Origin of the sequence: Auraticoccus cholistanensis (assembly GCF_009742705.1) — a bacterium.
Classification (GTDB): Bacteria; Actinomycetota; Actinomycetes; order Propionibacteriales; family Propionibacteriaceae; genus Auraticoccus; species Auraticoccus cholistanensis.
On record NZ_WPCU01000002.1, the window covers coordinates 55,407 to 79,160 of the forward strand.

The following is a 23,754-nucleotide window of genomic DNA, read 5'->3' on the forward strand; positions in this document are numbered from 1 at the left end:
CTGAGGGCGGACCGCCGGGCCCGCGACGGGCACCCGGAGCCTCCTCGGCCGGCTCGCGGACGGGGCGCCGCGGTGCTGCGCCCGGTAGGCTGGACGGCCGTGCCGGACCTGACCTCAGCCCAGTCGAACGCCGTCAGCGAGATGCTGCGCATCACGCCCGTGGTGGGTCGGCTGGGTCGGCTGTTCGCCGAGGCCGGCCACGAGCTCTACCTGGTGGGCGGCTCGGTCCGCGACGCCCTGCTCGGCGTCCTCGGCCACGACCTCGACTTCACCACCTCCGCCCGCCCGGAGGAGATCGAGCGGCTGCTGCACCGCTTCAGCAAGGCGGTGTGGAGCATCGGCAAGGCGTTCGGGACGATCGGCTGCCGCGTCCGCGACGAGGACGGCACCGACTGGGTCATCGAGGTGACGACCTACCGCAGCGACTCCTACCAGGCGGACAGCCGCAAGCCCGAGGTGCGCTTCGGCACCTCCCTGGGCGAGGACCTGGTCCGGCGCGACTTCACCGTCAACGCGATGGCCATCGACGTCACCCGCCCCGGCGGCACGTTCGTCGACCCGCACGAGGGGCTGGCCGACCTGACCGCCGGGACCATCCGCACCCCCGGCACCCCCGAGCAGTCCTTCAGCGACGACCCGCTGCGGATGATGAGGGCCGCCCGCTTCGCCAGCCAGCTCGGCTTCCAGGTCGCCCCCGAGGTGGCGGCGGCGATGACGGCGATGGCGGAGCGGATCGAGATCGTCTCCGCCGAGCGGGTCCGCGACGAGCTCACCAAGCTGCTGCTCACCGACCGCCCGCGGGCCGGCCTGGACCTGCTGGTGCAGACCGGGATCGCCGACCGGGTGCTGCCCGAGCTGCCGGCGCTGCGGCTCGAGCGCGACGAGCACCACCGGCACAAGGACGTCTACGAGCACAGCCTGACCGTGCTGGAGCAGGCCATCGAGCTCGAGCACCGCCTCGAGGGTGGCCCGGACCTGGTCAACCGGCTGGCGGCGCTGCTGCACGACGTCGGCAAGCCGGCCACCCGGCGCTTCGAGCCGGGCGGCAAGGTGTCCTTCCACCACCACGACGTGGTGGGGGCCAAGCTGGTGCGCCGGCGGATGAAGGCGCTGCACTTCTCCGGCGAGGAGACCAAGGCGGTCAGCCACCTGGTCGAGCTGCACCTGCGCTTCCACGGCTACCGCGACGGGCAGTGGACCGACTCCGCCGTGCGCCGCTACGTCCGTGACGCCGGCGACCAGCTGGAGCGGCTGCACATCCTCACCCGCGCCGACTGCACCACCCGCAACCAGCGCAAGGCCGCCCGGCTGCGCGAGGCCTACGACGACCTCGAGGAGCGGATCGCCGAGCTGGCCGAGGCCGAGGAGCTGGACGCCATCCGTCCCGACCTGGACGGCAACCAGATCATGGCGCTGCTGGGGCTGGCTCCCGGCCGGGAGGTCGGCGAGGCCTACCGCCACATGCTGGAGTTCCGGATGGAGCACGGGCCGGCCGACCCGGAGACGGCCGAGGCCGAGCTGCGTCGCTGGTGGGCCGAGCGGGCGGGCTGAACCCGCAGCAGGCGGGCCCCGAGCAGACGGGCCGCCAGCAGACGGGACCGGAAGCAGAAGGGGCCGCGCCCGGAGTGGACGCGGCCCGTTCGCCGGGGACCGGTACGGCGGTCGCCTCTCGGCGAGTGGCGCGAACGCGGCTCCCGTAGGTGTTCCGCGACGGCTGGAGTTGAGGCCCGGGGACACTGTCCCGCACCGGTCGAGCAGCACAACCGGACGGCGGGACGAGATATTCCACGACCCCTGGACACGGTCCGGGCCCCGTCGGGGAAGATGTGTCCCGACCCACCCACACCTCCAACGCAGGAGCACCGTGACCGTCGACTGGACCGCCCGCTTCATCGCCTCCGACTCCGACTTCGACGGGGCCCCGCTGCTGCGGCGGGTCGTCCGTCTCGACGAGGGCCACGGCGCGCCGGCGCGGGCCACCCTGCGGCTGTCCGCCCTGGGGATCGTCGAGGCCTGGCTGGGCGGACGCCCGGTCTCGCCGGACCTGTTCACCCCCGGCTGGACGAGCTACGAGTGGCGGCTGCGCTACGCCGAGCACGACGTCACCTCCCTGCTGACCCAGCCCGAGACCGTGCTGGCGCTGGCGCTGGGCAACGGCTGGTACCGCGGCCGGATCGGCTGGGGCGAGGGCGCCCGGGTGTACGGCGAGGAGCTGGCGGCGCTGGCCGAGCTGCGCGTCGAGTACGACGACGGCCACGTGCAGGTCGTCGGCACCGACGGCTCGTGGCGCTCGGGAGCCAGCGACACCACCGCCAACTCCCTCTACGACGGCCAGGACGTCGACGCGCGCCGCCGCCAGCCAGGCTGGACCGAGCCCGGGTTCGACGACTCCGGCTGGCAGGGCGTGCACGAGGTCGACTTCGAGCTGTCCCGGCTGGAGCCCTACGTCGGCCCGCCGGTGCGCCGCATCACCGAGCTGGTGCCGCAGGAGATCTGGACCAGCCCGCAGGGCCGGGTGCTGGTCGACTTCGGGCAGAACCTGGTCGGCTGGGTGCGTGTGCGGGTGCAGGGCGAGGCCGGCACCACGGTGACGCTGCGGCACGCCGAGGTGCTCGAGCACGGCGAGCTGGGCACCCGGCCGCTGCGCAGCGCCAAGGCCACCGACCGGTTCACCCTCAGCGGCGGGGTCGACGTGTTCGAGCCCACCCTCACCTTCCACGGCTTCCGCTACGTGGAGGTCGACGGCTGGCCCGGCGGCGTGGATGCCATCGACGCCGACGCGCTGACGGCGGTGGCGGTCAGCTCCGACCTGCGGCGGATCGGCTCCTTCTCCTGCTCCGACGAGCTGGTGAACCGGCTGCACGAGAACGCCGTGTGGGGCATGCGGGGCAACTTCCTCGACGTCCCCACCGACTGCCCGCAGCGCGACGAGCGGCTGGGCTGGACCGGGGACATCGCCGCCTTCGTGCCCACGGCCGTCCGGCTGGCCGACGCCCAGGGGTTCCTGCGGGACTGGCTGCGCGACCTGGCCCTGGAGCAGAGCCACCAGGACGGCGTCGTCCCCTACGTGGTGCCCGACGCGATCAAGCGGATGGCCTCCCCGCCCGACCGCCAGCCGGTGGACACCACCGCGGTGTGGAGCGACGCCGCGGTGTGGGTGCCCTGGGCGGTGTGGCAGGCCTACGGCGACCCGACCGTGCTGGCGGAGGCCTTCGACTCGATGACCTCCCACGTCCGCCGGGTCCGCTCGAAGCTGTCCCCGAACGGCGTCTGGGACACCGGATTCCAGTTCGGCGACTGGCTGGACCCCGACGCCGACCCCGACCACCCGGCCGACGCCAAGGCCGACCGCGGCGTGGTCGCGACCGCCTGCGCCTACCGCTCGGCGCGGCTGACCGCCGCCGCGGCGGCGGTGCTGGGCCGCGAGCAGGAGCAGGCCGAGATGACCGAGCTGGCCGACCGGCTGCGGGCCGCCTTCCACGAGGTCTACGTGTCCGACCGGCAGATCCTCAGCGACTGCACCACGGTGTACTCGCTGGCCCTGGTGTTCGACCTGCTCGACGTCGAGCAGGAGGTGTGGGCGGGCGAACGGCTGGCCGAGCTGGTCGCCGAGAGCGGGTTCCGCATCTCGACGGGCTTCGCCGGCACGCCGTTCATCGCCGACGCGCTGACCCGCACCGGGCACGTCGACGAGGCCTACCGGCTGCTGCTGCAGCGGGAGTGCCCGTCCTGGCTGTACCCGGTCACCATGGGCGCCACGACGATCTGGGAGCGCTGGGACTCGATGCTGCCCGACGGCTCCATCAACCCCGGTGAGATGACCAGCTTCAACCACTACGCCCTCGGCGCGGTGACCGACTGGCTGCACCGGGTGGTGGGCGGGCTGTCCGCGCTGGAGCCGGGCTACTCGCGCATCCTGGTGGCGCCCACGCCCGGCCCGGGCCTGGACTGGGCCGAGAGCGTGCTGGAGACCCCGCACGGGCGGGCCCGGGTGCGCTGGGAGCGCAGCGGCGGAGGGCTGCGGGTCGAGGCCACCGTGCCGCCGGGGACGTCCGCGCTGGCCCGGGTGCCGGGTCTGGCCGAGACCGAGCTGACCCCGGGCGAGCACGTGCTGGAGGCGCCGGCGTCCTGAGGCGGCGGTGACGCGCCGGCCACCGGGTGGCAGGCTGGGGGCATGCTCGTCGCGTTCAGCATCAGCCCGGCCGCCGGGGACGACAGCGGCAGCGTGTCCGAGGCGGTGGCCGAGGCCGTCCGGATCGTCCGCGCCTCTGGCCTGCCCAACGAGACCAACGCCATGTTCACCAACATCGAGGGCGAGTGGGACGAGGTGATGGGCGTGGTGAAGCAGTGCGTCGACGCCCTCGCCGCCCGCACGCCCAGGGTCAGCCTGGTGCTCAAGGCCGACATCCGCCCCGGCCACACCGGCCAGCTCACCGCCAAGGTCGAGCGGGTCGAGCAGCGCCTGGCCGAGTGACTCCCCGGGCGGGTGCGCCGGTGCTCAGAGCAGGACGACCATGATCGCCACCGGCAGCGCGACCAGGCCGGCGGCGAGCGCGTAGACCGCGGCGCTCAGCAGCGAGCCGCCGCGGCTGCCGGCCAGCCGGCGGACCCGCTCGACGGTACCGACGTCGCCGGCACCGAGCGCGGCGACGGGGACGTGGCTGCCGGCCATCCGCACCAGCGCCCGGGCCACCGGCACCGAGCCCACCCGACGGGTGGCGGCGTCGTCGGCCAGCATCTCGACCAGCAGCCGGCCCTCGTCGAGGGCGACGTCGCTGCGCACCACCAGCGGGAAGGCGCGGTGCACCGAGGCGAACCAGTCCAGCACCACGTCGTGTCGGGCCCGCAGGTGCGCCCGTTCGTGGGCCAGCACGGCGGCCAGCTCGGTGCGGTCCAGCTGCTCCAGGGTGCCGGTGCTGACCACCAGCCGCGACTGCCGCATGCCGGGCAGGCAGTAGGCCATCGGCATCGCCTCGGCCAGCACCCGCACCCCGGACGCGTCGAGCCCGGTCAGCGCACCGCCGGCGGAGTCCACCTCGGCCAGCAGGTCCACGGCGCGACGGTGCCGGGCCCGCCGGCTGGCGGTCTGCCGGGCCACGCTGACCACGCCCCACACCAGCCGGACCACCACGTTGAGGGCGAACAGCAGCGCCAGCACCTGCAGCGCGGCCAGCACCGGGTGGCCGTCACCGAGGTGGCCCAGCTGCCAGGCGGTCACCACGCCGGCGCCGACCGTGGCGACCAGCGCGCTCACCGTGCCGGCCTGCCAGAGCACGAGTGCGGGACGGGGGACGGAGTGCAGGAACGTCCAGGTGCGCACCCACTGCGGCCCCGGGTTGACCAGGACGAGGGCGAGACAGGCGAGCAGCGGCCCCGTCAGCAGCCCCGCCATCGCCGTCCCCACGTCAGCCCCCGTCGGTGCCGTGACCGCGGTGGCGCGCCTCGACCTCGCCCAGCGCCTCGCGGAGCAGGGCCATCTCGTCGGGACTGACCCGGTCGACGAAGGCCATCAGGGCGGCGCTGCGGTCGAGGTCGCGGTCGTCGAGGGCGGTGTGCATCGCCTCGGCCACCATCGACTCCCGGGACTGCGCCGGCCGGTAGATCCAGGCGCGGCCCTCCCGCTCGCGGGTCACCACGGACTTCTTGGCCAGCCGGTCCAGCACGGTCATCACGGTCGTGTAGGCGAGGTCGCGCTCGCTGCCGAGCGCGGAGTGCACCTCGCGCACGCTGAGCGGGCGGTCCGCGGCCCACAGCCGTTCCATCACCGCACGCTCGAGCTCACCCAGACCAGCCACCCGGCCAGCCTACTACGCGCGGGAGTACGACCCAGCGTCATAGTTTCGTGGTCGCAGGAGGTCCTGGTTCTCGCCGCCTGTCCGCCGGTCAGGAGGGGGCTAGCGTGTGCGCGTGCTCAAGAACATCGACCCCCTGCTGACCGGGACGCTGCTGCACCTGCTCGACGAGCTGGGTCACGGCGACCAGCTGGCTCTCGTGGACCGCAACTTCCCGGCCTACCGCTACCGGGTCCCCGTGGTCGACCTGCGCGGCGCCGACACCGCTGCAGCGGCCGAGGCGCTGTTCTCGGTCCTCCCGCTGGACGCCTACGTCGAGCACCCGGTGCGGCGGATGGAGGTCGACGGCGAGCCGAACACCGTCCACGCCGCCACCGCCGCCCTGCAGCGGGCCGCCGACGCGGCCGAGGGCCGTCCGGTCGGCGTCGCCGGGGTCGAGCGTTTCGCGTTCTACGAGCTGACCCGCGAGGCGATGGTGCTCGTCCAGACCGGGGAGACCATCGGCTACAGCAACTACCTGCTGCGCAAGGGCGTCGTCTGAGCCTGATCGGTGCTGGTTCCAGAACCTGCTCATGGCGTGAGGCCGGCGCTCATGGGCCGTCGGCCCCATGCCATGGACAGCTTCTGGTGCTCACTCCCCGCGGGCGGCTCGACGCCGCTACTGCCGGTAGGGCTCGGCCGCCTCGGCCAGCCGGTCCACCAGCTCCTCGGTGAGCGTCAGGTCGAAGACCCGGGCGACCACCTGCGACCAGCCGTGGACGAAGTAGCGCCAGCCGTCCGCGACCGTGAGCGAGCGGGCGGACTGCTGGGCGCGGGCCTGGTGCAGGAAGTCCAGACCGCCGCGGTAGTTGAACTCCCACACCACCGCCCGCTCGGGGAAGACCGCGTCGTCGGGCAGCGGGCTGCCGGGGCGGTCCTTGCCCAGCCCGGTGGCGTTGACCACCAGCGACCCCGGCGCGGCTGACGCCACCAGCCGGGCCGGCTCGTCGGCGTCGCCCACCAGGGCGGTGTGCAGCTCGGTGGCGCCCGCCCGGGGGCCGAGCACGCCGGTGAGGTGGGCCAGCCGCTCGGCGGAGGTGTCGGTGACGACGATCCGCCGCGGCCGGTCGGCCCGATGCAGCAGGTTCCACGCCAGCGCCAGCCCGGCCCCGCCGGCTCCCAGCACGACCGCCTCGGCGCCGGGGGAGAAGTGCTCGGGGCCGATCAGCTCCTCCAGGGCCAGTCCGGCGGTGACCGGGTCGAGGGCGTGCGCCACCAGCCGGTCGTCCCGCTTGGTGATGGCCGAGACCTCCCCGGCGGCGCGGGCGAAGGCGTCCGCCTCGGCGAAGCGGTCGTGCGCCGCCGCCCACAGGTTCATCTTGTGCGTGGTGACCAGGGCGCCCCGGTGGGCGGGGTCGGCGGCGATCTCGTCCACCAGGGCCCGGTAGCGCTCGGGACCGGCGTCCAGCGGCAGGTCGTAGCCCACCAGCCGCCGGGTGGGCAGGTCGAGCAGCTCGGCCCAGACGGGGAAGACCGCCATGATCGACGACGACCCGGTGGTGACCCCGACGAACCCCATCCGCACGGTGCCGGTGAGGTCGGCGGTCTGCTCAGCCACGCCCGACCTCGCGCCAGGCCGCGGCGAACGCGGCGGCGCGCTCGCGGACGACGGCCAGGTCGCCCGAGGCCAGCGCGGCCGGCGGCACCAGGTCGCTGCCGGCGCCGACGGCCAGCGCCCCGGCCGCCACCCACTCCGACACGTTGTCGGGGGAGACGCCGCCGGTGGGCATCATCACCACGTCGGGGAAGGGTCCGCGCAGCGCCTTGAGGAACGCCGGGCCACCCAGCGAGGCGGGGAACAGCTTGCAGACGTCGACGCCCAGCTCGACCGCGGTCATCACCTCGCTGGGGGTCAGCACGCCGGACATGGTGACCAGCCCGGTGGCCTTCATCGCCGCGACCACGCCCGGCGACGTGCCGGGGCTGACCAGGAAGCGGGCTCCGGCGGCGGCCGCCTGCTCGGCCTGCTGCGGGGTGGTGATGGTGCCGGCTCCCAGCACGATGGCGTCGCCGTGCCGGCGGCCGAGCTCGGCGATCACCGCGGGGGCGCCGGGGGTGGAGTAGGTGACCTCGACCCCGGTGACGCCGCCGGCGACCAGGGCCTCGACGGCCTCCAGCGCGCTCTGCGCCGAGGGGGCGCGGAGCACGGCGATGACCCCGGTGCGGGCGAGCTCGTCGAGGGTGGTGGTCATGGCTGCTCCTCAGACAGGTGCGGACGGGCTGGGCGGCGGGGGCTGGGCCCCCGGGTGTCGGACGGTGTCGGCGGCCGCCCGGGAGGCGGCGGTCATCGCGGCGCGCGGGTCGTCGCCCAGCGCGAGGCGGGCGGCCAGGGTGCCGCAGTAGGCGTCCCCGGCGCCGGTGGTGTCGACCGGCTGCACGACCGGGGCGGGCACCCGGTGCGGGCCCCAGCGGGAGCCCTCGGCACCCACGGTGACGAGCAGGCTGGGGCACTCCAGGCCGTCGGCCTGCAGCAGCCGGTGCTCGTGCTCGTTGACCACCACCGGGTCGGCGAGGGCGAGCACGTCGGGGGCCAGCGCGGCGTAGGGAGCCAGGTTGAGGACGACCCGGGCGCCCCGACCGGCCGCGAGCCGGACGGCGGCCTCCACCACCTCGGTGCGCAGCTCCAGCTGCACCAGCAGCACGTCACCGGGGCCGAGGTCGTCCAGCAGCCGCAGGTCGGGCAGCTCGACGCAGGCGTTGGCCCCCGGGGCCACCACGATCATGTTGTCGTGGTCGGCGTCGACGTAGACGACCGCCGTGCCGGTGGGGACGCCGGCCGCGGTCAGCAGCCGGCTGGTGTCCACCCCGAACCGGTCCAGCCGGTCGCGGTAGGCCGTGCCGGGGGCGTCGTCGCCCACCTTGCCGACGAGGACCGTGGGAGCGCCGGCCCGGGCGGCGGCGACGGCCTGGTTGGCGCCCTTGCCGCCGAAGCGGTGCTCAAGACCGCTCGACATCACCGTCTCCCCGGTCCGGGGGTGGCGGGGCACCTGCAGGTGCAGGTCGGCGTTCACCGAACCCAGCACGACCACGCGGCTCATCGGCGGAGGCCTCCTGGTCGGACGTGGGTCGGACGAGGGCGGTGGGCCGCAGCAGCCGCCGGTCCGCCCCGCTCGTCAGCCTAACGACGTGCCGGCCCGCGTCCGGGCGATTCGGCGGTGTCGTCCCCTCGTGGCGGCCGGCCGTCAGCCGGCGTGCTGCCCGGCGGCGACCAGCCAGCCCCGCATGGTGGCCAGGGCGTGGCGGGCGAGGTCCTCGGAGTCCTCCCACAGCGTCCGCCAGATCGCCAGGTCGTCCGACAGGCTGCGCATCACCACCGCGTCGGAGAAGCTCTCGAAGGTGATCGCCCCGGAGTAGCCGGTGGTGGCCAGCGCCCGGAAGAAGCCGGCGAGGTCGACGTGGCCGGAGCCCAGGTAGCCGCGGTGGTTCTCCCCGACGTGGACGTAGCCCAGCCGGTCGCCCACCTCCAGCACCGGGGTCACCAGGTCCGTCTCCTCGATGTTCATGTGGTACGTGTCCAGGTGGATCACCAGGTTGTCCGCGCCCACGTCGTCGGCCAGCCGCAGCGCGTCCCGGGCGGTGTTGACCACGTTGGTCTCGTAGCGGTTGCAGATCTCCAGCCCCAGGGTCATGCCCAGCCCCTCGGCCTCGCGGGCCAGCTCGCGCAGGCTGGCCACCACGTTGGCCCGGCCGCGCGCCGACATCGGCGCCGACGCCTTGCCGAAGGCGCTGTAGAGGGCGCCGGTGAGGACGGTCCCACCCAGCTCCGAGGTCACCCGCAGCGAGTGGACGGCGAGCTCCAGCCCGCGCTGCACGACGGCCGGGTCCTCGCTGGACACGTCGGCGTCGGCCGACAGCCCGCGCGAACAGGCCACCTGCAGCCCGTGCTGCTCGAGCAGCGCCCGGGTGGCGGCGGTGTCGATCACCGGCTCGCGGTCCGGTGCGACGTCGTGCAGCGAGAACTCCACCAGGTCGTAGCCGCAGGCGCTGCTGCGCTCGACGACCCGGCGGACGTCGTCCGGGCCGGTGCCGCCGGCCCAGACCAGGGCGTGGACGCCCAACGGGTTGCTCACAGCGGCCTCCTCGGTCTCGTGATTGCGGCGCCACGCCCGGCCGCCAGCTCCTCGGCGCGGTCCATCAGCGCGGCGCCGATCCCGCGCCGGCGGTGGCGACCAGACCGCTCCGGGTGCCCGCCGCCTGCTCGGCCAGGTAGCGCTGGAACAGCGAGATCGGCTTCGACCAGCCGAGCTCGGTGAAGGCGTCGCCCAGCCGGGCCTCGTCGCCGGCTGTCAGCGGCCGGATCGCGGCGGCGGGATCCATGCCGGTCACGCTAGCCGACGACGGGTGTGACGAGTACGACAGTCCTTAGTACGACAAGCAGTAGTAGATTGGCCCCATGGAAGCCGTCGACCTCGCCCGGTGGCAGTTCGCGATCACGACCGTCTACCACTTCTTCTTCGTCCCGCTGACGATCGGGCTGTCCGCCCTGGTGGCGGTCATGCAGACGGTCTGGGTCCGCACCGGGGCGGAGCGGTGGCTGCGGCTCACCCGCTTCTTCGGCAAGCTCTTCCTGATCAACTTCATCCTGGGGGTGGTCACCGGTCTGGTGCAGGAGTTCCAGTTCGGCATGAACTGGAGCGAGTACTCCCGGTTCGTCGGCGACATCTTCGGCGCCCCGCTGGCGCTGGAGGGCCTGCTCGCGTTCTTCCTGGAGTCGACCTTCCTGGGGCTGTGGGTCTTCGGGTGGGACCGGCTGCCGCAGCGGCTGCACCTGATGTGCATCTGGCTCGCCTCGACCGGCACCGTGTTCAGCGCCTACTTCATCCTGGCGGCCAACTCCTTCATGCAGAACCCGGTGGGCTTCACGGTCGACGCCGAGCGCGGCCGCGCCGAGCTGACCGACTTCGGCGCCGTGCTGATGAACCCGGTGGCCGTGGTCACCTTCCCGCACCAGGTCTTCGCCTGCTTCATGGTGGCCGGGGCCTTCGTCGCCGCCGTCGCCGCCTGGCACCTCCTCCGCTCCGCGGCGCGGCCCGCCGGGCAGCCCGAGGACGGCGACCCCGAGCAGCAGCCGGAGCAGGCCGAGGAGCGGGCCCGCACCTGGCGCGCGGCGCTGCGGCTCGGCGCGGTGACCCTGCTGGTGGCCGGTGTGGGGGTGGTGCTCACCGGCGACCTGCAGGGCAAGGTGATGTACGACGTCCAGCCGATGAAGATGGCCGCCGCCGAGGCGGCCTGGGAGACCGAGCAGCCGGCGTCCTTCTCGGTGCTGACCATCGGCACCCTCGACGGCGAGCACGAGCTCTTCTCGATCAAGATCCCCTACGTCCTCAGCTTCCTGGCCACCGGCAGCTTCACCGGCGAGGTGGTGGGCATCGACGAGCTGCAGGCCGCCTACGAGGCGACCTGGGGACCGGGCAGCTACACCCCCAACATCCCGCTCGCGTACTGGTCCTTCCGGCTGATGATGGGTCTGGGGATGGCCTCGCTGGCCGCCGGCGCGCTGCTGCTGTGGGTCACCCGCGGCCGCCGGATCCCCCGGGGCCGGTGGACGCCGCTGCTGGTCGCCCTGCCGCTGCTGCCGCTGCTGGCCAACTCCTTCGGCTGGATCTTCACCGAGACCGGACGCCAGCCGTGGCTGGTGTTCGGGCTGCTCCCCACCGCGGCCGGTGTCTCGCCCTCCACCTCGGTGGCCGAGGTGGTGGTGTCTCTGCTCGCCTTCACCGGCGTCTACACCGCGCTGGCCGTGGTCGAGGTGCGGCTGATGCTGACCTGGATCCGCAAGGGACTCGACGAGGCGCCGCCGCCGCGGGTGCTGGCCGAGGACGAGCCCCTCACCTTCGCCTACTGACCGACCGCCCGCCGACCTCATCGACTGGAGCTGACGATGGACCTGCCCCTCCTCTGGTTCGCCATCATCGCGGTGCTGTGGACCGGCTACCTGGTGCTGGAGGGCTTCGACTTCGGGGTCGGCATGCTGCTGCACCACCTGCCCCGGGACCGCCGCGAGCGCCGGGTGATGATCAACACCATCGGCCCGGTCTTCGACGCCAACGAGGTCTGGCTGATCACCGCGGTCGGCGCCACCTTCGCCGCCTTCCCCGACTGGTACGCCACCACCTTCTCCGCCTTCTACCTGCCGGTGCTGGCGGTCCTGGTCGCCCTCATCGTGCGCAACGTGGGCATGGAGTTCCGCCACAAGCGCCCCGACCCGGTCTGGCAGCGGCGCTGGGAGCTGGCCGTGACCGCCGGCTCCTGGGTACCGGCCGTGACCTGGGGGATGGTGTTCGCCGCCTGGGTCGAGGGCGTCCCGATCGGCCCCGACGGCAACGTGCTCGGCTCCGCGCTCGCGGTCGTCAGCCCGTACACGCTGCTGGGCGGTGCGGTCACGGCCAGCCTCTTCCTCACCCACGGCGCGCTGTTCGTGGCCCTGAAGACGGTGGGCGACCTCCGCCACCGGGCCCGCTCGCTCGCGCTGCGGCTCGGCGCGGTGGCCGGGGCGTCGGCGACGGTGTTCGTGCTGTGGACGGCCCAGGCGTTCTCGGGCACCCGGCTGACCCTGCTGCTCGGCGCCGCGGTGGTCTGCTCCCTCGCGCTGGGGCTGCTGGCGGCGTGGCGCGGCCGCGAGGGCTGGGCCTTCCTGGGCACCGCGGTCTCGGTGGCGTCCCTGACCGCGACGGTGTTCTGCACCCTCGTCCCCTCGCTGATGGTCTCCTCGCTCGACCCCGCCTGGAGCCTCACGGTCAGCAGCGCCGCCTCCAGCGACTACACGCTGCGGATCATGACCTTCGCCGCGGTGGCGGTGACGCCGGTCGTCGTGGGCTACCAGGCCTGGACCTACTGGGTGTTCCGCCGCCGCCTCGGCACCCACCACATGCCCGACGAGCAGCTCGTCGCCGCCGGACGGCGGGGCTAGCCGTGGCCGCCCCCCTCGACCCCCGGCTGCTGCGGCGCAGCCGCGCCACCCGCGGCGCCCTGGCGGTGCTGGTCGCCGTCGGGGTGCTGCAGGCGGCGGCGACCATCGCCCAGGCCTGGCTGCTGGCGCTGGTGGTCGCCGACCTGGTCGGTGGCGGCGACCTGTCCGCGCAGACCGGACGGCTGGCCCTGCTGGCCGCCTCGCTGGCGCTGCGGGGTCTGCTGGCGGCGGTCCAGCAGCGGGCCGCCCACCGGGCCGCGGCGGCGGTGAAGTCGCAGCTGCGCGAGGAGCTGCTGCGCGCCCGGCTGCGGCGTCCCTCCGGCACCGACACCTCCGGCGGCGCCTTCGTCGCCCTCGTCACCCGCGGCGTGGAGGCCCTCGACGGCTGGTTCTCCGGCTACCTGCCGCAGCTGGTGCTGGCCGTGGTCGTGCCGGCGGTGGTCGGGCTGGCCATCGGGCTGGTGGACCTGACCTCGCTCGTCGTGGTGGTGCTCACGCTGCCCCTGATCCCGATGTTCATGGTGCTGGTCGGCCTGGTCACCCGTGACCGGCTGGACGCCCGCTGGCGGGCCCAGTCCCGGCTGGGGCACCACTTCGCCGACCTGGTCGCCGGGCTGCCGACGCTGCAGGTGCTGGGACGGGCCCGCGCCCAGGTGGCGGGGCTGCGCCGCATCGAGCGCCGCCACGAGGACGCGACGCTGCAGACGTTGCGGGTGGCCTTCCTCTCCGCGCTGGTGCTGGAGCTGCTGGCCACCCTGTCGGTGGCGCTGGTGGCGGTCGGCATCGGGCTGCGGGTGGTCGAGGGCGAGCTCAGCCTGCTCACCGGTCTGGTGGTGCTGGTGCTGGCTCCGGAGGTGTACCTGCCGCTGCGCCAGGTGGGGGCCCGCTACCACGACGCCGCCGACGGCATGGCTGCCGCCGAGCAGGCCTTCGCGCTGCTGGACGCCCCGGCCCCGGTGGCCGGCTCCCTCGACCCGGGCCGCGGCCCGGGCGTGCTCGAGGTCTCGGGGGTGACCCTGTCCCGCGGCGAGGGGGTGCTGGTCCGCGACCTCTCCTTCCGGCTGGCACCCGGGGAGGTGGTGGCCCTGGCCGGGCCGAGCGGGGTGGGCAAGACCACCCTGGTGGCCGCGCTGCTGGGCCACCTGCTGCCCGACGGGGGCCGCATCACCGTCGACGGCGTCCCGCTGGCCGAGCTCGACCCGACCGCCTGGCGGCGGCACGTGGCCTGGGTCGGCCAGGACGCCGAGCTGTGGCCGTCCACGGTGGGGGAGAACGTCGCCCTGGGGGCGCCCGGGGCGCCGGTCAGCCGGGTTCGCGCCGCCCTCGACCGCGCCGGCGCGCCGTCGCTGCCGCTGGAGCAGCCGGTGGCCCCCGACGGCACCGGGCTGTCCGCCGGCGAGCAGCGTCGCGTCGCCCTGGCCCGCGCCCTGCTGGCCATCGACTGCGGCGGCGCCCGGCTGCTGCTGCTCGACGAGCCGACCGCCGGCCTCGACGTCGACACCGAGGCCGACGTCGTCGCCACCCTGCGCCGCCTCGGCGTCGCCGTCCTCGTCGTCTCCCACCGCACCCCCGTCCTCGCCGCGGCCGACCGCGTCGTCCCCCTCACCCGCGCGACAGCCGTCGCCACCACGGCCACCACCGGCGGCCGCGGCGCCGACGGCGAGGGCTCTCCCGACGACGGTCGCGACGCCCTGGTCAGCCAGGAACAGGGCAGCGAGTCACGACCCGAAGGGAGGGGTCCCGGCCCGGTGTCGGGGAGTGGCGGGCGTTGGGAGAACTCCTCCGAGGAACGAGGAGGAGGCTCGACCGGGCGGGACACCGGGCCGGGACCCCGACCGGCGACAGGCCCAGCCACGGCCGAAAGCCCCGGCCCCACCGCAGCGCTGACCGTCCGTGCAGCCGCCCTCGCCGTCGGCGCCGCGGCCGCCGGCGTGGCCCTGATGGCGACCTCCGCGTGGCTTCTGGCGCGGGCCTCGGAGCACCCGCCCGTGCTGTACCTGCTGGTGGCCGTGACCGGCGTGCGCTTCTTCGGGCTGAGCCGCGGGGTGCTCCGCTACCTGGACCGGCTGGCCTCGCACCGGCTGGGTCTGCGCCACCAGGCGGCGGCCCGGCTGCAGAGCTACGCCGGTCTGGTGGGCGCGGACGTGGTCGGGCGCCGGCTGGGCGACCTGGTGGCCCGGCTGGTGGACGACACCGAGGCGGCCCAGGACCGGGTGGTGCGGGTCCGGCTGCCGCTGCTGGCGGCCTGGGCGGTGGGGCTGGCGGCGGTGGTGGGGTTCGCGCTGCTGGTGCCGGCGGCGGGGCTGGTGCTGCTGGTCCACGTGGTGCTGGCGGGGGCGGTGTGGCCGGTGCTGGCGGCGCGGGTGTCCGCGCGCAGCGACGCCCGGATCGCGCGGCTGCGCGGCGTGCTCAGCGAGCGGGTGCTGCTGGCGCACCGGCACGCCCGGCTGCTGCAGGCCACCGGGGCGGAGGCGCTCGCGCTGGAGCCGGCGCGGCAGGCCGACGCCGAGGTCCGCCGGGCCGAGCAGCGGGCGGCGACCGCCCGCGGGCTGGGTCAGCTGGCGGCCTGGCTGACGCTGGCCGTGGTGGAGGTGGCGCTGCTGGTGGTGGCCGGGCGCGCCGTGGCGGCGGGCACCCTGGCGCCGATCCTGCTCGCCGTGGTCGCGCTGACCCCGCTGGCGCTGCAGGAGCTGCTGCTGCCGCTGGTGGAGGCGGCGCAGACCCGGCTGCGGACACGGGCGGCGCTCGTGCGGGTGCGGGAGGTCGCGGAGGGGCCGGCCCTGGACGTCCCGCCGCCGCCGGAGCTGGGCCGTCCGGGGCTGCGGCTGCGCGGGCTGTCGGTCGGCCGGGACGTGCCGCTGCTGGAGCCCCTCGACCTCGACGTGGGCCCCGGCGCCCGGATCGTGCTGGTGGGCCCGAGCGGGGTGGGCAAGTCGACCCTGGTGGCCACGCTGCTGGGAAGGCTCGCGCCGCTCGGCGGATCGCTGGCCGTCGGCGGCCCGGTCGGCTGCCTGACCCAGGACGCGCACCTGTTCGACACCACGGTGGCCGAGAACGTCCGGCTGGGACGCCCCGGGGCGAGCGAGCAGGAGGTCCGGCAGGCGCTGGCGGCGGTCGGGCTGGCGCTCGAGCCGGACCGGATGATCGGCGAGCACGGGTCCCGGTTGTCGGGCGGAGAGGCGCGCCGTGTCGCCCTTGCACGCCTTCTGCTGGCCGCGCCCGCTACGGTGATTCTCGATGAGCCCACTGAACACCTGGACGCCGGCACGGCACGGGCTCTGCTGTGCGACGTCGACGTGGTCTGGTCATCGGCACCGGTCGTGGCGGTCAGTCACCAGCCCGAGGTCTTCCTCGACGCCTGGGGCGGTACCGTCCAGATCGTGGCGGTGACTCCGACGGGGTCGTCGTTGACCAGTGTTGGCACCTCCTAGGAGTAAGGATCCCCCATGAGCAAGAAGAACATCGTCGCCGCCGTGGCCCAGAGCACCGGCATGACCCAGGGCGACGCCGACAAGGCGCTGTCCGCCGCCCTCGACGCCATCGCCGCCGAGCTGGCCAAGGGCGAGAAGGTGTCGCTGCCCGGCTTCGGCACCTTCGAGGTCCGCGACCGCGCCGCGCGCACCGGCCGCAACCCGCAGACCGGCGAGGAGATCAGCATCGCCGCCAGCAAGGTGCCCGCCTTCAAGGCCGGCACCCAGCTCAAGAAGACCATCGCCGGCTGAGCCCGGCCCACCGCCGCGGGGCACCACGCCCCAGCACGTGACGGCGCAGCACGGGAACGGGGCCCGACCGGAGCGATCCGGTCGGGCCCCGTGCCGCGTCCGACACATGCCGCGTCCGGGGCGTGCCGCGTCCGGGGCTAGGAGCGCGCCGCGGGGGCGGCCAGCAGGTCCTCGGTGCCGCGCTCGAACAGCTCGGCGCCGATGCGGCGGCTGCGCACCGCGAACAGCACCGCCACCAGCGCGAAGGACACCGCCACGGCGAGCAGGACCGGCAGCGACACCCCGCTCGGCGGCAGCAGCAGGGCGGCGAGGACCGCGGCCAGCACCTGCGTGGTGTTGAAGACCATGTCGTAGAGGACGAACACCCGACCCTTGTACTCGTCCTCGACGTGGGCCTGGACGAGGGTGTCGACGCAGATCTTGAGCGACTGGGCCGCGACCCCGAGCAGGAACCCGGAGGCCACCAGGGTGGGCTGGGTGACGATGCTGCCCGGCACCAGCTGCACGACCGCGGCCAGCGCGAGCAGCAGCACCACCCAGCGCCGCAGCCCGGTGCGGGCGGTGACGAAGGGGGTCACCACCGCCGCCAGCACGAACCCGGCGCCGGTCGCCCCGGCCCACAGCCCGAGCGCGGCGATGGCCGGGGTCGCCTCCTCCACCGTGTAGAAGGTGTTGCGGTAGATCACGATGACCGCCACCGTGACCACGCCGTAGGCGATCCGCTGCAGCCCGATGGTGACCAGCCCGAGCCCGGCCGGACGGTGCTCGCGCAGGTGCCCGAGGGCGTCGCGAAGCCCGCTCAGCACGTCACGGACGACGGCGTCGGTCTGCCGGGAGCGGGCCTCGGCGCGCTCGCGGGCGTCCGGGCCGAGGGCACCGCGGGGGATCAGCAGCGCCAGCACCACGCTCACCGCGAAGCCGAGCGCGCAGGCGAGGAAGACCAGGGCGTCGGCGGCGGTGACCCCCAGCAGCGGACCTAGCAGGGTGCGGATGCCCAGCGCGGTGCCGGCTCCGACGATCACCCCGGCCGGTCCGACGGTCGGCATCACCGAGCTGGCCACCAGGTACTCGTCGGGGTCCACGGTGTGCGGCAGCGCGGCCGACATGCCGGCCATCACGAAGCGGTTGATGCTCATCGCCACCAGCACGGTGACGTAGAACGCGCTCATCGCCCAGGCCCGGTCGGTGCCGGCCAGCACCAGGGCGGCGAGCACCAGCCCGAGCCCGATCCGCAGCGCGTCGGCCACCAGCACCACCTGGCGGCGGTCCCAGCGGTCGAGGATGCCGCTGACGAAGGGGCCGACGACCGAGAACGGCAGCAGGGTGATGGCGAGCACGCCGGCGATGGCCCAGGCGCTGGTCTGCGTCTGCGGGTTGAACAGCAGGTAGGAGGCCATCCCGACCTGCAGGATGCCGTCGCTGGCCTGGGTGGCGATCCGCACCGCCAGCAGCCGGCGGAACAACTGGTGGCGCCACAACCGGCGCAACGCCTGCACGAACTCCAAGACCCACCCGTTCTCCGCGACCAGCCCGACCGACGCCACCCGGCCGTCCGGCCACGGGGCCACTCGACTCTACGCGACCCCGCGCCGGGCGCGGTGGAGCCCGATCTCAGGGGATGCGGATGCCGACGCCCGGGCCGACGTCGAGCCCGGTGAAGTAGAACAGCGCCAGCACGGCGGCCCACGCCAGCCAGAACGGCACCACGAAGGGCAGCATCCGGGCGATGACGGTGCCCAGCCCGGCGTCGGGCTCGTAGCGCTTGACCATCATCAGCAGCACGAACACGTAGGGGTTCATCGGCGTGATGACCTGCGTGGCGGAGTCGCCCACCCGGAAGGCGGCCTGCACGAAGCCGGGCTCGAAGCCGAGCAGGGCGAACATCGGCACGAACACCGCCCCGACCAGCGTCCACATCGACGAGCCGCTGACGATGAACAGGTTCAGCAGCGAGCACAGCACCATGAAGCCGAGGATCGCCGGGAAGCCGACCAGCCCCACCGCCTCGAGCCCACGGGCGCCGTTGACCGCCAGCACCGAGCCGACGTTGGTCCAGTTGAACAGCGCGATGAACTGGCCGAGCATGAAGGCCAGCACCACGAACGAGGCCATGTCCTTGATGCCCTGACCCATCACCCGCGGCACGTCGGCGCTGGTGCGCAGGCTGCCCGAGACGAAGCCGTAGACCAGCCCGGGGGCCAGGAACAACGCGAAGACGATGAACACCACCGAGTCCAGCAGCGGCGACTCGGGCAGGAACCCGCCCTCGGCGTTGCGCCACGGGGAGCCGGGGACGAGGGCCACCACGGCCATCAGCACGGCCAGCACCGCGGTGACCAGGGCGGCGGCCAGGAGCCCCCGCCTCTCCCGCCCGGTCAGCGTGGCCTCCATCGGCTGCGCCGAGCGGAGCGCGGCGGCGGTGTCGGCGTCGGAGCTGGTGGCCGGGGTGTCGTCGTCCTCGGGCAGCTCCTCGGTGGGGACGTCCTGGCGCACCATCCGCGGCTCGATCACCCGGTCGATCAGGAACCCGGCCAGCACGGCCAGCACCAGCGAGGACGCGACGTTGAAGTAGTAGTTCGACACCGGGGTGACGGTGGCGCCGGCCGCCGGCAGGGTCGCCGTGACGCTGTTGGTGATGCCGGCGAAGAGGGCGTCGAGGCTGGTGACCAGCAGCGACGTGGAGTAGCCGGCGCCCGCGGCGGCGAAGCCGCCGATCAGCCCCGCCATCGGGTGGCGTCCGGCGGCTTTGAAGACCATGGCGGCCAGCGGCGGCACCACGATCATGCAGGCGTCGGCCATCACCGAGGAGGTGACGCCGACGACGCCCACCGCGTACGGCAGCGCCCACCGCGGCGCGGAGCCGAGCAGCAGCCGGATGCCGGCGCCCAGGAACCCGGTCCGCTCGGCCACGGTGACGGCGAGCAGGATGGTCAGCACCGTCTGCAGCGGCGGGAAGCCGATGAAGTTCTCGCCGAGGGAGGTGGTGAACCAGGTCAGCCCCTGCGCGGTGAACAGGCCGCGGACGGCGCGGGACTCGTCGTCGCCGGGGATGGTGACCGAGGTGCCGGCCAGCTGCAGCAGGGTCGAGACCAGCCCGACGAGCAGGAACAGCCCGAGGAACAGGATGAAGGGGTCGGGGAGCTTGTTGCCGGCCCGTTCCACGCCGGCCAGCAGCCGGTCGGTCCGGGTGACGGGGGCGGTCGAGGTGGCGGTCATCGCGGCTCCTGCGGGAGAGGGGCGGAGGTCGGCCGGACCCTCGGCCCGGCCCTCACGCGGCTCCGGCGGTCAGTCGAAGTAGGAGGGGACGTCGAGGGCGCCGCCGGCGGCGGCGAAGTCCTCGGCGACGTGGGCGCGCAGCTCGGGGTCGCAGAGCCAGTCCAGGGCCACCGCGGCCAGCCCGTAGCTGGCGTCGGCGACCACCCGGTCGGCCTCGGGGGTGACCGCGGCCGCGGCGAACTCGCGGGTGTGCAGCGAGAGGTCGCCGTCGCTGATCTTCACCATGGCGTGCAGCCCGGGCACGCGGTAGGAGACGTTGCCGAAGTCGGTGGAGCCGGCGAAGGTGCTGGGCACCACGTCCGGCGGCAGCACCCGGCGGCCGCGCTCGCCGTAGCGGCGGTTCCAGCTGAGCGCGAGCGGCTGGTTGGTGCGCAGCGGCAGGTAGGGCGGCGCCTCGTCCCAGGCCATCTCGACGGTGCAGCCGGTCATCAGCGCGGCCCCCCGGGCGATGTCGGCCAGCCGCTCGCTCAGGATCTTCAGGCTCTCGGGGTACTGGCTGCGCAGGTAGAACAGCATCTCGGCGTGCTCGGGGATGACGTTGGGGCGCTCCCCGCCGGCGGTGACGATGCCGTGCACCCGGTCGGTGGGCGGCATCTGCTGGCGGTGCAGCCCCACCCCGGTGTACATCAGGTTGACCGCGTCGAGGGCGTTGCGGCCCATGAACGGCTGCGCCGAGGCGTGGGAGGTGATGCCGGTGAAGCTGGCCCGCAGCTGGCGCCGGCCGAGGAACACCGAGTCGGACAGGTCGTGGGTGAAGGGGTGCACCATCAGCGCGGCGTCGACGTCGTCGAAGGCGCCGTCGCGGGCCATCAGCTCCTTGCCCGAGCCGCCCTCCTCGGCCGGGGTGCCCAGCCACACCACCCGCCCGGGCAGCCGCTCGCCCAGCCGGGCCAGCGCCAGGAAGGCGCCCAGGCCGGTGACGGCGATGATGTTGTGCCCGCAGCCGTGCCCGATGCCGGGCAGCGCGTCGTACTCCGACAGCACCGCGACCGTCGGCCCGCCCGGGTCGCCGACCTCCGCCCGCAGCGCGGTGGGCACGCCGTGGGCCGCCCGGGTCACGGCGATGCCGTGCTGCTCGACGACCCGGGCCAGCGTCTCGGCCGAGCGGTGCTCCTCGAAGGCGACCTCGGGGTGCTCGGAGAGGTCGTGGGAGAGCCCGACCAGCGTCTCGGACAGCCCGCCGACGGCCGCCTCGACCGCGGCCAGCAGCTCGGCCGGCGCGCCCTCGGCGCCGGACAGCGGGGCGGTGACCCGCTGCGCCTTGGCCTCGGTCTCGGCGCGCAGCTGGCGCAGCAGGAACGGGTCGACGGGGACGGGTCGGTCGTTCATCGGGCCTCCGGGGGGTGCGGGTGCTCCAGTTCTGGCACCGTAGCAGCCGCCCTCGGGGCGACGGTCAGGCAGCGCCGCTGAGGCGGGCCCAGGCCACGAACAGGCAGCCGGCCAGCAGCACCGCCGGCGTCACCACCCAGGCCAGCTCCCGGCGACGGGCGTGGACGACGACGGCTCCGAGCATGGTGACCGCGAGAGCCAGCGCGGCGACCGGGGTCAGCCAGGGCAGCACGCCGGTGAGCCGGGGCAGGGTCAGCCCGAGGGCGCCGAGCACCTCGGCGACGCCGATGAGGGTGATCTGGCGCTCGGAGAACTGCTCGGTCCAGGCCATCCCCGGCGAGCTCGCCCGCAGCTGCTCCTTCGACCGGAGGGCCTTGGTCAGGCCGGCGATGAGCATGAAGGCGGCCAGCACGTACTGGGCGATGGTGGCAGCGGTGTCCATGCCGGACAGGGTGTCGCCTCCACCGCCCGAGCACCACCCGGAACTCCCCTGGGTCCGACCCCGAGGTTCAGCGGCCGGGCCAGCTGCCGGTGATCTTCTGGAACGCGACGGCGCCGCCGCGGTCGACGGCCGCCTTCACCACCGAGAAGATGAGCCCCTGGATCGCCGCGGCGAGCAGAACCTGGCCGAAGGTGTACTCCGACTGCAGCGCGTCGGGGGCGTCCCCCTCGTCGGCGACCCGCTTCCAGACCTGCTTGAAGAGCATGCCGGAGAGGGCGCCGGCCGCGAGGCCGCTGGCCAGGCCCAGGGGGCGGTAGACGATCTGGGCGAGCTTCGCCATCGGGTTCCTTTCCTCGGTGTGGTTCTCCTTCCCGCACGGAGCCGCGTCAAACCGGGTCCCGCGGGGGAGGGGGAGGGGGAGGGGGAGCGGGGCGGTCAGGTCAGCAGCCAGTCCAGGCCCTGGTGCAGCAGCCGGCGGTGGCCGGGGGAGTCGTAGGAGCGCTCGTCGTGGCCCAGGGCGTCGAAGAGCACCTTGCCGCCGTCGTGGCGCGCCCACACCACCGGGTGCTGCTCGCCCGCGTGGCGCTGCTGGGCCAGCACGGTGATGTCGTCCTCGGTGTGCAGCCAGCTGTACCGCTCGTCGGTGACGGCGAAGTCCTCCAGCCCGGCGGTGACCGGGTGGTCCTGGGTGACCACCTGCACGGTGCACGCGTCCAGCGGCGGGTGCATGGTCCGGCCCCGGATCCAGCGTCCGCCGAGCAGCCGCGACCACCCGGGCACGGCGCCCAGCGGGGTGCAGCTGGAGTGCACGGCGAGCAGCGCGCCGCCGCGGTGCAGGTGGTCCTGGACGGCGGCCGCCACGGCCTCCAGCACGGGCAGCGTGGGCGGATCGCCCAGCTCGGCCGCGGGCAGGTCGGGGGAGGGGCCGTCGTTGTTGCCGATGTTGAGCACCAGCAGGTCGACGTGCCCCATGCCGACCAGGGCGTCCTCGACGTCCTCGCGCAGGTCCACCTCCAGCCCGTGCTCGGTCAGCAGCTCGCGCAGCCGCGCCGACGTGGCCGGGAAGGGGTGCCAGGGGTCGGCCCAGTGGCCGGACCCGCTGACGAGCAGTGCGGTGGGCACGACGTCACTCCTGGGGTGGTGGGGCGGTGGACTCGCGGGTGATGAGCTGGTGGTCCACCCGGCGCCGGCGCGCCTCGCCCGACGGCGGGGTGAGCACCAGCTGCAGCGCCTCCCGGCCCATCTCGGTGAGCGGGAAGCGGGTGGTGGTGAGGCTGGGTGAGAGCTGGGCGGCCACGGCGACGTCGTCGAAGCCGGCGACCGACACCTGCTCGGGCACCCGCACGCCGCGCCGGCGCAGCGTGTCGAGCACGCCGATGGCCATGGCGTCGTTGAGGGCGAGCACGGCGGTGGTGCGCGGCCAGCGCTCCACCACCTCGACGGCGGCCGTGGCGGCGCCGTCGCGGGTGAAGTCGGTCTCCAGCACGTGCAGCTCGACGTCCTCGCGGCCGTCGAGCACGGAGTGGATGCCGGCCAGCCGGTCCTGCACGGTGGTCAGCCCCGGCGGCCCGCCCAGCACGGCGATGCGCCGGTGGCCCAGCTCGAGCAGGTGGCGGGCGAGGGTGGCGCCGGCGCCGGTGTTGTCGGGCAGCAGGGCGTCGCTCTCCAGGTGGCGGCGGCCGATGGCGACCACGTGGCCGCCGCGGGCGGTGAAGCCGTCGAGCAGGGCGCGCAGGTCGGCGTCCACCTCGGGGTCGGTGTGCCCGGAGCCGGCCAGCACGACGGCCCGGACGCGGTGCGCGACCAGCGAGCGCACCTGCTTGAGCTCCCGGCCGGGGTCGCGGCCGGCGTGGCAGACCTGCACCAGCAGGTCGTTCTGCTCGGCCGCCTCGACCAGCCCGCCGGCGATCTCGGTGAAGTAGGGGTCGCCGATCTCGTGCACGACCAGCCCGATGACGGTGGTGGTGCCGCCGGCCAGGGTGCGGGCGTGCACGTTGGCGACGTAACCCATCTCGGCGGCCGTCCGGCGCACCCGCTCGGCGACCTCGCTGCTCACCCCCGCCTTGCCGCTGAGGGCGCGGGAGACCGTCGCGGTGGAGACGCCGAGCGCGCGGGCGACGTCGTCCAGTCGGGTGACGTGGCCGAGCTCCATGCGGCGCGCTCCTGTTGGCGGGAAGGGCCGGGCGCGGCACCCGGCGAGGTGGCCGGCACGCCGAGGTTGCCGACCGGAGTGGTCTCTGCCTA

General features: G+C 74.5%; 22 protein-coding genes and 1 pseudogene. 9 read left to right on the top strand and 14 right to left on the bottom strand.

The annotated features are described in order from the left end of the window. Nucleotides 1-99: 99 nt before the first annotated feature. The 3 genes from GC722_RS00765 to GC722_RS00775 all read left to right on the top strand — a co-directional run bounded on the left by GC722_RS00765 (nt 100) and on the right by GC722_RS00775 (nt 4,474). On the top strand, nt 100-1,551 hold the full coding sequence (locus GC722_RS00765) for a CCA tRNA nucleotidyltransferase (protein ID WP_331714248.1): 1,452 nt from the start codon (nt 100-102) through the stop codon (nt 1,549-1,551). A 313-nt stretch (nt 1,552-1,864) separates the two neighbouring features. Then, a complete protein-coding gene (locus tag GC722_RS00770; RefSeq protein ID WP_331714249.1) occupies nt 1,865-4,132 on the top strand; it encodes a family 78 glycoside hydrolase catalytic domain in 2,268 nt (755 codons plus the stop codon). Between the two features lie 42 nt (nt 4,133-4,174). Further along, nucleotides 4,175-4,474 carry an MTH1187 family thiamine-binding protein gene (locus tag GC722_RS00775; RefSeq protein ID WP_156607070.1) on the top strand — a complete coding sequence of 100 codons (300 nt, stop codon included), beginning with the start codon at nt 4,175-4,177 and terminating at the stop codon, nt 4,472-4,474. A 24-nt stretch (nt 4,475-4,498) separates the two neighbouring features. Here GC722_RS00775 and GC722_RS00780 read toward each other — a convergent pair whose 3' ends face one another. Continuing rightward, nucleotides 4,499-5,392 (bottom strand): M56 family metallopeptidase, encoded by an 894-nt coding sequence (locus GC722_RS00780; protein ID WP_231747282.1) that lies wholly within the window; start codon nt 5,390-5,392, stop codon nt 4,499-4,501. Nucleotides 5,393-5,405: 13 nt separating this feature from the next. Next, the gene (locus GC722_RS00785; RefSeq protein WP_331714250.1) at nt 5,406-5,795 is read right to left on the bottom strand and encodes a BlaI/MecI/CopY family transcriptional regulator; all 390 of its coding nucleotides are present in this window, start codon (nt 5,793-5,795) and stop codon (nt 5,406-5,408) included. A 112-nt stretch (nt 5,796-5,907) separates the two neighbouring features. Here GC722_RS00785 and GC722_RS00790 point away from each other — a divergent pair, with 112 nt between their 5' ends. Beyond that, entirely contained in the window at nt 5,908-6,333 is a 426-nt protein-coding gene (locus tag GC722_RS00790; RefSeq protein WP_156607072.1) for an RbsD/FucU family protein, read from the top strand. A gap of 117 nt (nt 6,334-6,450) precedes the next feature. On the opposite strand, the gene GC722_RS00795 is transcribed toward GC722_RS00790, so the two are convergent. From GC722_RS00795 to GC722_RS00815, 5 genes are all read right to left on the bottom strand, one after another. Further along, nucleotides 6,451-7,389 carry a hypothetical protein gene (locus GC722_RS00795; protein WP_197429647.1) on the bottom strand — a complete coding sequence of 313 codons (939 nt, stop codon included), beginning with the start codon at nt 7,387-7,389 and terminating at the stop codon, nt 6,451-6,453. Continuing rightward, nucleotides 7,382-8,023 carry a bifunctional 4-hydroxy-2-oxoglutarate aldolase/2-dehydro-3-deoxy-phosphogluconate aldolase gene (locus GC722_RS00800; RefSeq protein ID WP_156607074.1) on the bottom strand — a complete coding sequence of 214 codons (642 nt, stop codon included), beginning with the start codon at nt 8,021-8,023 and terminating at the stop codon, nt 7,382-7,384. The genes GC722_RS00795 and GC722_RS00800 overlap by 8 nt, the downstream gene beginning before the upstream one ends. Nucleotides 8,024-8,032: 9 nt before the next feature. After that, nucleotides 8,033-8,869, bottom strand: a complete 837-nt coding sequence (locus GC722_RS00805; RefSeq protein ID WP_156607076.1) for a ribokinase — start codon at nt 8,867-8,869, stop codon at nt 8,033-8,035. 144 nt (nt 8,870-9,013) lie between these two features. After that, nucleotides 9,014-9,901: a sugar phosphate isomerase/epimerase family protein gene (locus GC722_RS00810; protein WP_197429648.1), complete on the bottom strand. Its 888-nt coding sequence runs from the start codon at nt 9,899-9,901 to the stop codon at nt 9,014-9,016. Nucleotides 9,902-9,965: 64 nt separating this feature from the next. After that, nucleotides 9,966-10,148, bottom strand: a complete 183-nt coding sequence (locus tag GC722_RS00815; RefSeq protein ID WP_156607078.1) for a hypothetical protein — start codon at nt 10,146-10,148, stop codon at nt 9,966-9,968. A 76-nt stretch (nt 10,149-10,224) separates the two neighbouring features. Here GC722_RS00815 and GC722_RS00820 point away from each other — a divergent pair, with 76 nt between their 5' ends. The 5 genes and pseudogenes from GC722_RS00820 to GC722_RS00835 all read left to right on the top strand — a co-directional run bounded on the left by GC722_RS00820 (nt 10,225) and on the right by GC722_RS00835 (nt 16,463). Then, a complete protein-coding gene (locus GC722_RS00820) occupies nt 10,225-11,676 on the top strand; it encodes a cytochrome ubiquinol oxidase subunit I (protein ID WP_156607080.1) in 1,452 nt (483 codons plus the stop codon). A gap of 36 nt (nt 11,677-11,712) precedes the next feature. Further along, nucleotides 11,713-12,741 carry a cytochrome d ubiquinol oxidase subunit II gene (gene cydB, locus GC722_RS00825; protein ID WP_156607082.1) on the top strand — a complete coding sequence of 343 codons (1,029 nt, stop codon included), beginning with the start codon at nt 11,713-11,715 and terminating at the stop codon, nt 12,739-12,741. Nucleotides 12,742-12,800: 59 nt separating this feature from the next. After that, nucleotides 12,801-14,345, top strand: a pseudogene (cydD, locus tag GC722_RS17975) (thiol reductant ABC exporter subunit CydD); the annotation flags it as partial. 144 nt (nt 14,346-14,489) lie between these two features. Next, the gene (cydC, locus tag GC722_RS17980) at nt 14,490-16,172 is read left to right on the top strand and encodes a thiol reductant ABC exporter subunit CydC (RefSeq protein WP_331714261.1); all 1,683 of its coding nucleotides are present in this window, start codon (nt 14,490-14,492) and stop codon (nt 16,170-16,172) included. 15 nt (nt 16,173-16,187) lie between these two features. Then, nucleotides 16,188-16,463, top strand: a complete 276-nt coding sequence (locus GC722_RS00835) for an HU family DNA-binding protein (RefSeq protein ID WP_156607087.1) — start codon at nt 16,188-16,190, stop codon at nt 16,461-16,463. Nucleotides 16,464-16,600: 137 nt separating this feature from the next. Here GC722_RS00835 and GC722_RS00840 read toward each other — a convergent pair whose 3' ends face one another. The 7 genes from GC722_RS00840 to GC722_RS00870 all read right to left on the bottom strand — a co-directional run bounded on the left by GC722_RS00840 (nt 16,601) and on the right by GC722_RS00870 (nt 23,662). Next, the gene (locus GC722_RS00840) at nt 16,601-18,031 is read right to left on the bottom strand and encodes an MFS transporter (RefSeq protein ID WP_156607089.1); all 1,431 of its coding nucleotides are present in this window, start codon (nt 18,029-18,031) and stop codon (nt 16,601-16,603) included. A gap of 43 nt (nt 18,032-18,074) precedes the next feature. After that, nucleotides 18,075-19,679, bottom strand: a complete 1,605-nt coding sequence (locus GC722_RS00845; RefSeq protein ID WP_156607091.1) for an AbgT family transporter — start codon at nt 19,677-19,679, stop codon at nt 18,075-18,077. Nucleotides 19,680-19,748: 69 nt separating this feature from the next. Further along, entirely contained in the window at nt 19,749-21,068 is a 1,320-nt protein-coding gene (locus GC722_RS00850; protein WP_156607093.1) for a M20 family metallopeptidase, read from the bottom strand. A 64-nt stretch (nt 21,069-21,132) separates the two neighbouring features. Continuing rightward, a complete protein-coding gene (locus tag GC722_RS00855; RefSeq protein ID WP_156607095.1) occupies nt 21,133-21,510 on the bottom strand; it encodes a DoxX family protein in 378 nt (125 codons plus the stop codon). 67 nt (nt 21,511-21,577) lie between these two features. Beyond that, the gene (locus GC722_RS00860; RefSeq protein WP_156607097.1) at nt 21,578-21,850 is read right to left on the bottom strand and encodes a DUF4235 domain-containing protein; all 273 of its coding nucleotides are present in this window, start codon (nt 21,848-21,850) and stop codon (nt 21,578-21,580) included. Nucleotides 21,851-21,945: 95 nt separating this feature from the next. After that, complete coding sequence (locus GC722_RS00865) at nt 21,946-22,632, bottom strand: ThuA domain-containing protein (protein WP_156607099.1); 687 nt, start codon at nt 22,630-22,632, stop codon at nt 21,946-21,948. Between the two features lie 4 nt (nt 22,633-22,636). Further along, complete coding sequence (locus GC722_RS00870; RefSeq protein ID WP_156607101.1) at nt 22,637-23,662, bottom strand: LacI family DNA-binding transcriptional regulator; 1,026 nt, start codon at nt 23,660-23,662, stop codon at nt 22,637-22,639. Between the last annotated feature and the right edge of the window lie 92 nt (nt 23,663-23,754).

What these genes read in the sequence shown, in the direction of transcription:
- GC722_RS00820 (WP_156607080.1), top strand. Translation starts at nt 10,225, where the DNA reads ATGGAAGCCGTCGACCTCGCCCGGTGGCAGTTCGCGATCACGACCGTC.
- GC722_RS00870 (WP_156607101.1), bottom strand. Translation starts at nt 23,662, where the DNA reads ATGGAGCTCGGCCACGTCACCCGACTGGACGACGTCGCCCGCGCGCTC.
- cydB (WP_156607082.1), top strand. Translation starts at nt 11,713, where the DNA reads ATGGACCTGCCCCTCCTCTGGTTCGCCATCATCGCGGTGCTGTGGACC.
- GC722_RS00850 (WP_156607093.1), bottom strand. Translation starts at nt 21,068, where the DNA reads ATGAACGACCGACCCGTCCCCGTCGACCCGTTCCTGCTGCGCCAGCTG.
- GC722_RS00805 (WP_156607076.1), bottom strand. Translation starts at nt 8,869, where the DNA reads ATGAGCCGCGTGGTCGTGCTGGGTTCGGTGAACGCCGACCTGCACCTG.
- GC722_RS00855 (WP_156607095.1), bottom strand. Translation starts at nt 21,510, where the DNA reads ATGGACACCGCTGCCACCATCGCCCAGTACGTGCTGGCCGCCTTCATG.
- GC722_RS00775 (WP_156607070.1), top strand. Translation starts at nt 4,175, where the DNA reads ATGCTCGTCGCGTTCAGCATCAGCCCGGCCGCCGGGGACGACAGCGGC.
- GC722_RS00800 (WP_156607074.1), bottom strand. Translation starts at nt 8,023, where the DNA reads ATGACCACCACCCTCGACGAGCTCGCCCGCACCGGGGTCATCGCCGTG.
- GC722_RS00815 (WP_156607078.1), bottom strand. Translation starts at nt 10,148, where the DNA reads ATGGATCCCGCCGCCGCGATCCGGCCGCTGACAGCCGGCGACGAGGCC.
- GC722_RS00780 (WP_231747282.1), bottom strand. Translation starts at nt 5,392, where the DNA reads ATGGCGGGGCTGCTGACGGGGCCGCTGCTCGCCTGTCTCGCCCTCGTC.
- GC722_RS00835 (WP_156607087.1), top strand. Translation starts at nt 16,188, where the DNA reads ATGAGCAAGAAGAACATCGTCGCCGCCGTGGCCCAGAGCACCGGCATG.
- GC722_RS00845 (WP_156607091.1), bottom strand. Translation starts at nt 19,679, where the DNA reads ATGACCGCCACCTCGACCGCCCCCGTCACCCGGACCGACCGGCTGCTG.
- GC722_RS00860 (WP_156607097.1), bottom strand. Translation starts at nt 21,850, where the DNA reads ATGGCGAAGCTCGCCCAGATCGTCTACCGCCCCCTGGGCCTGGCCAGC.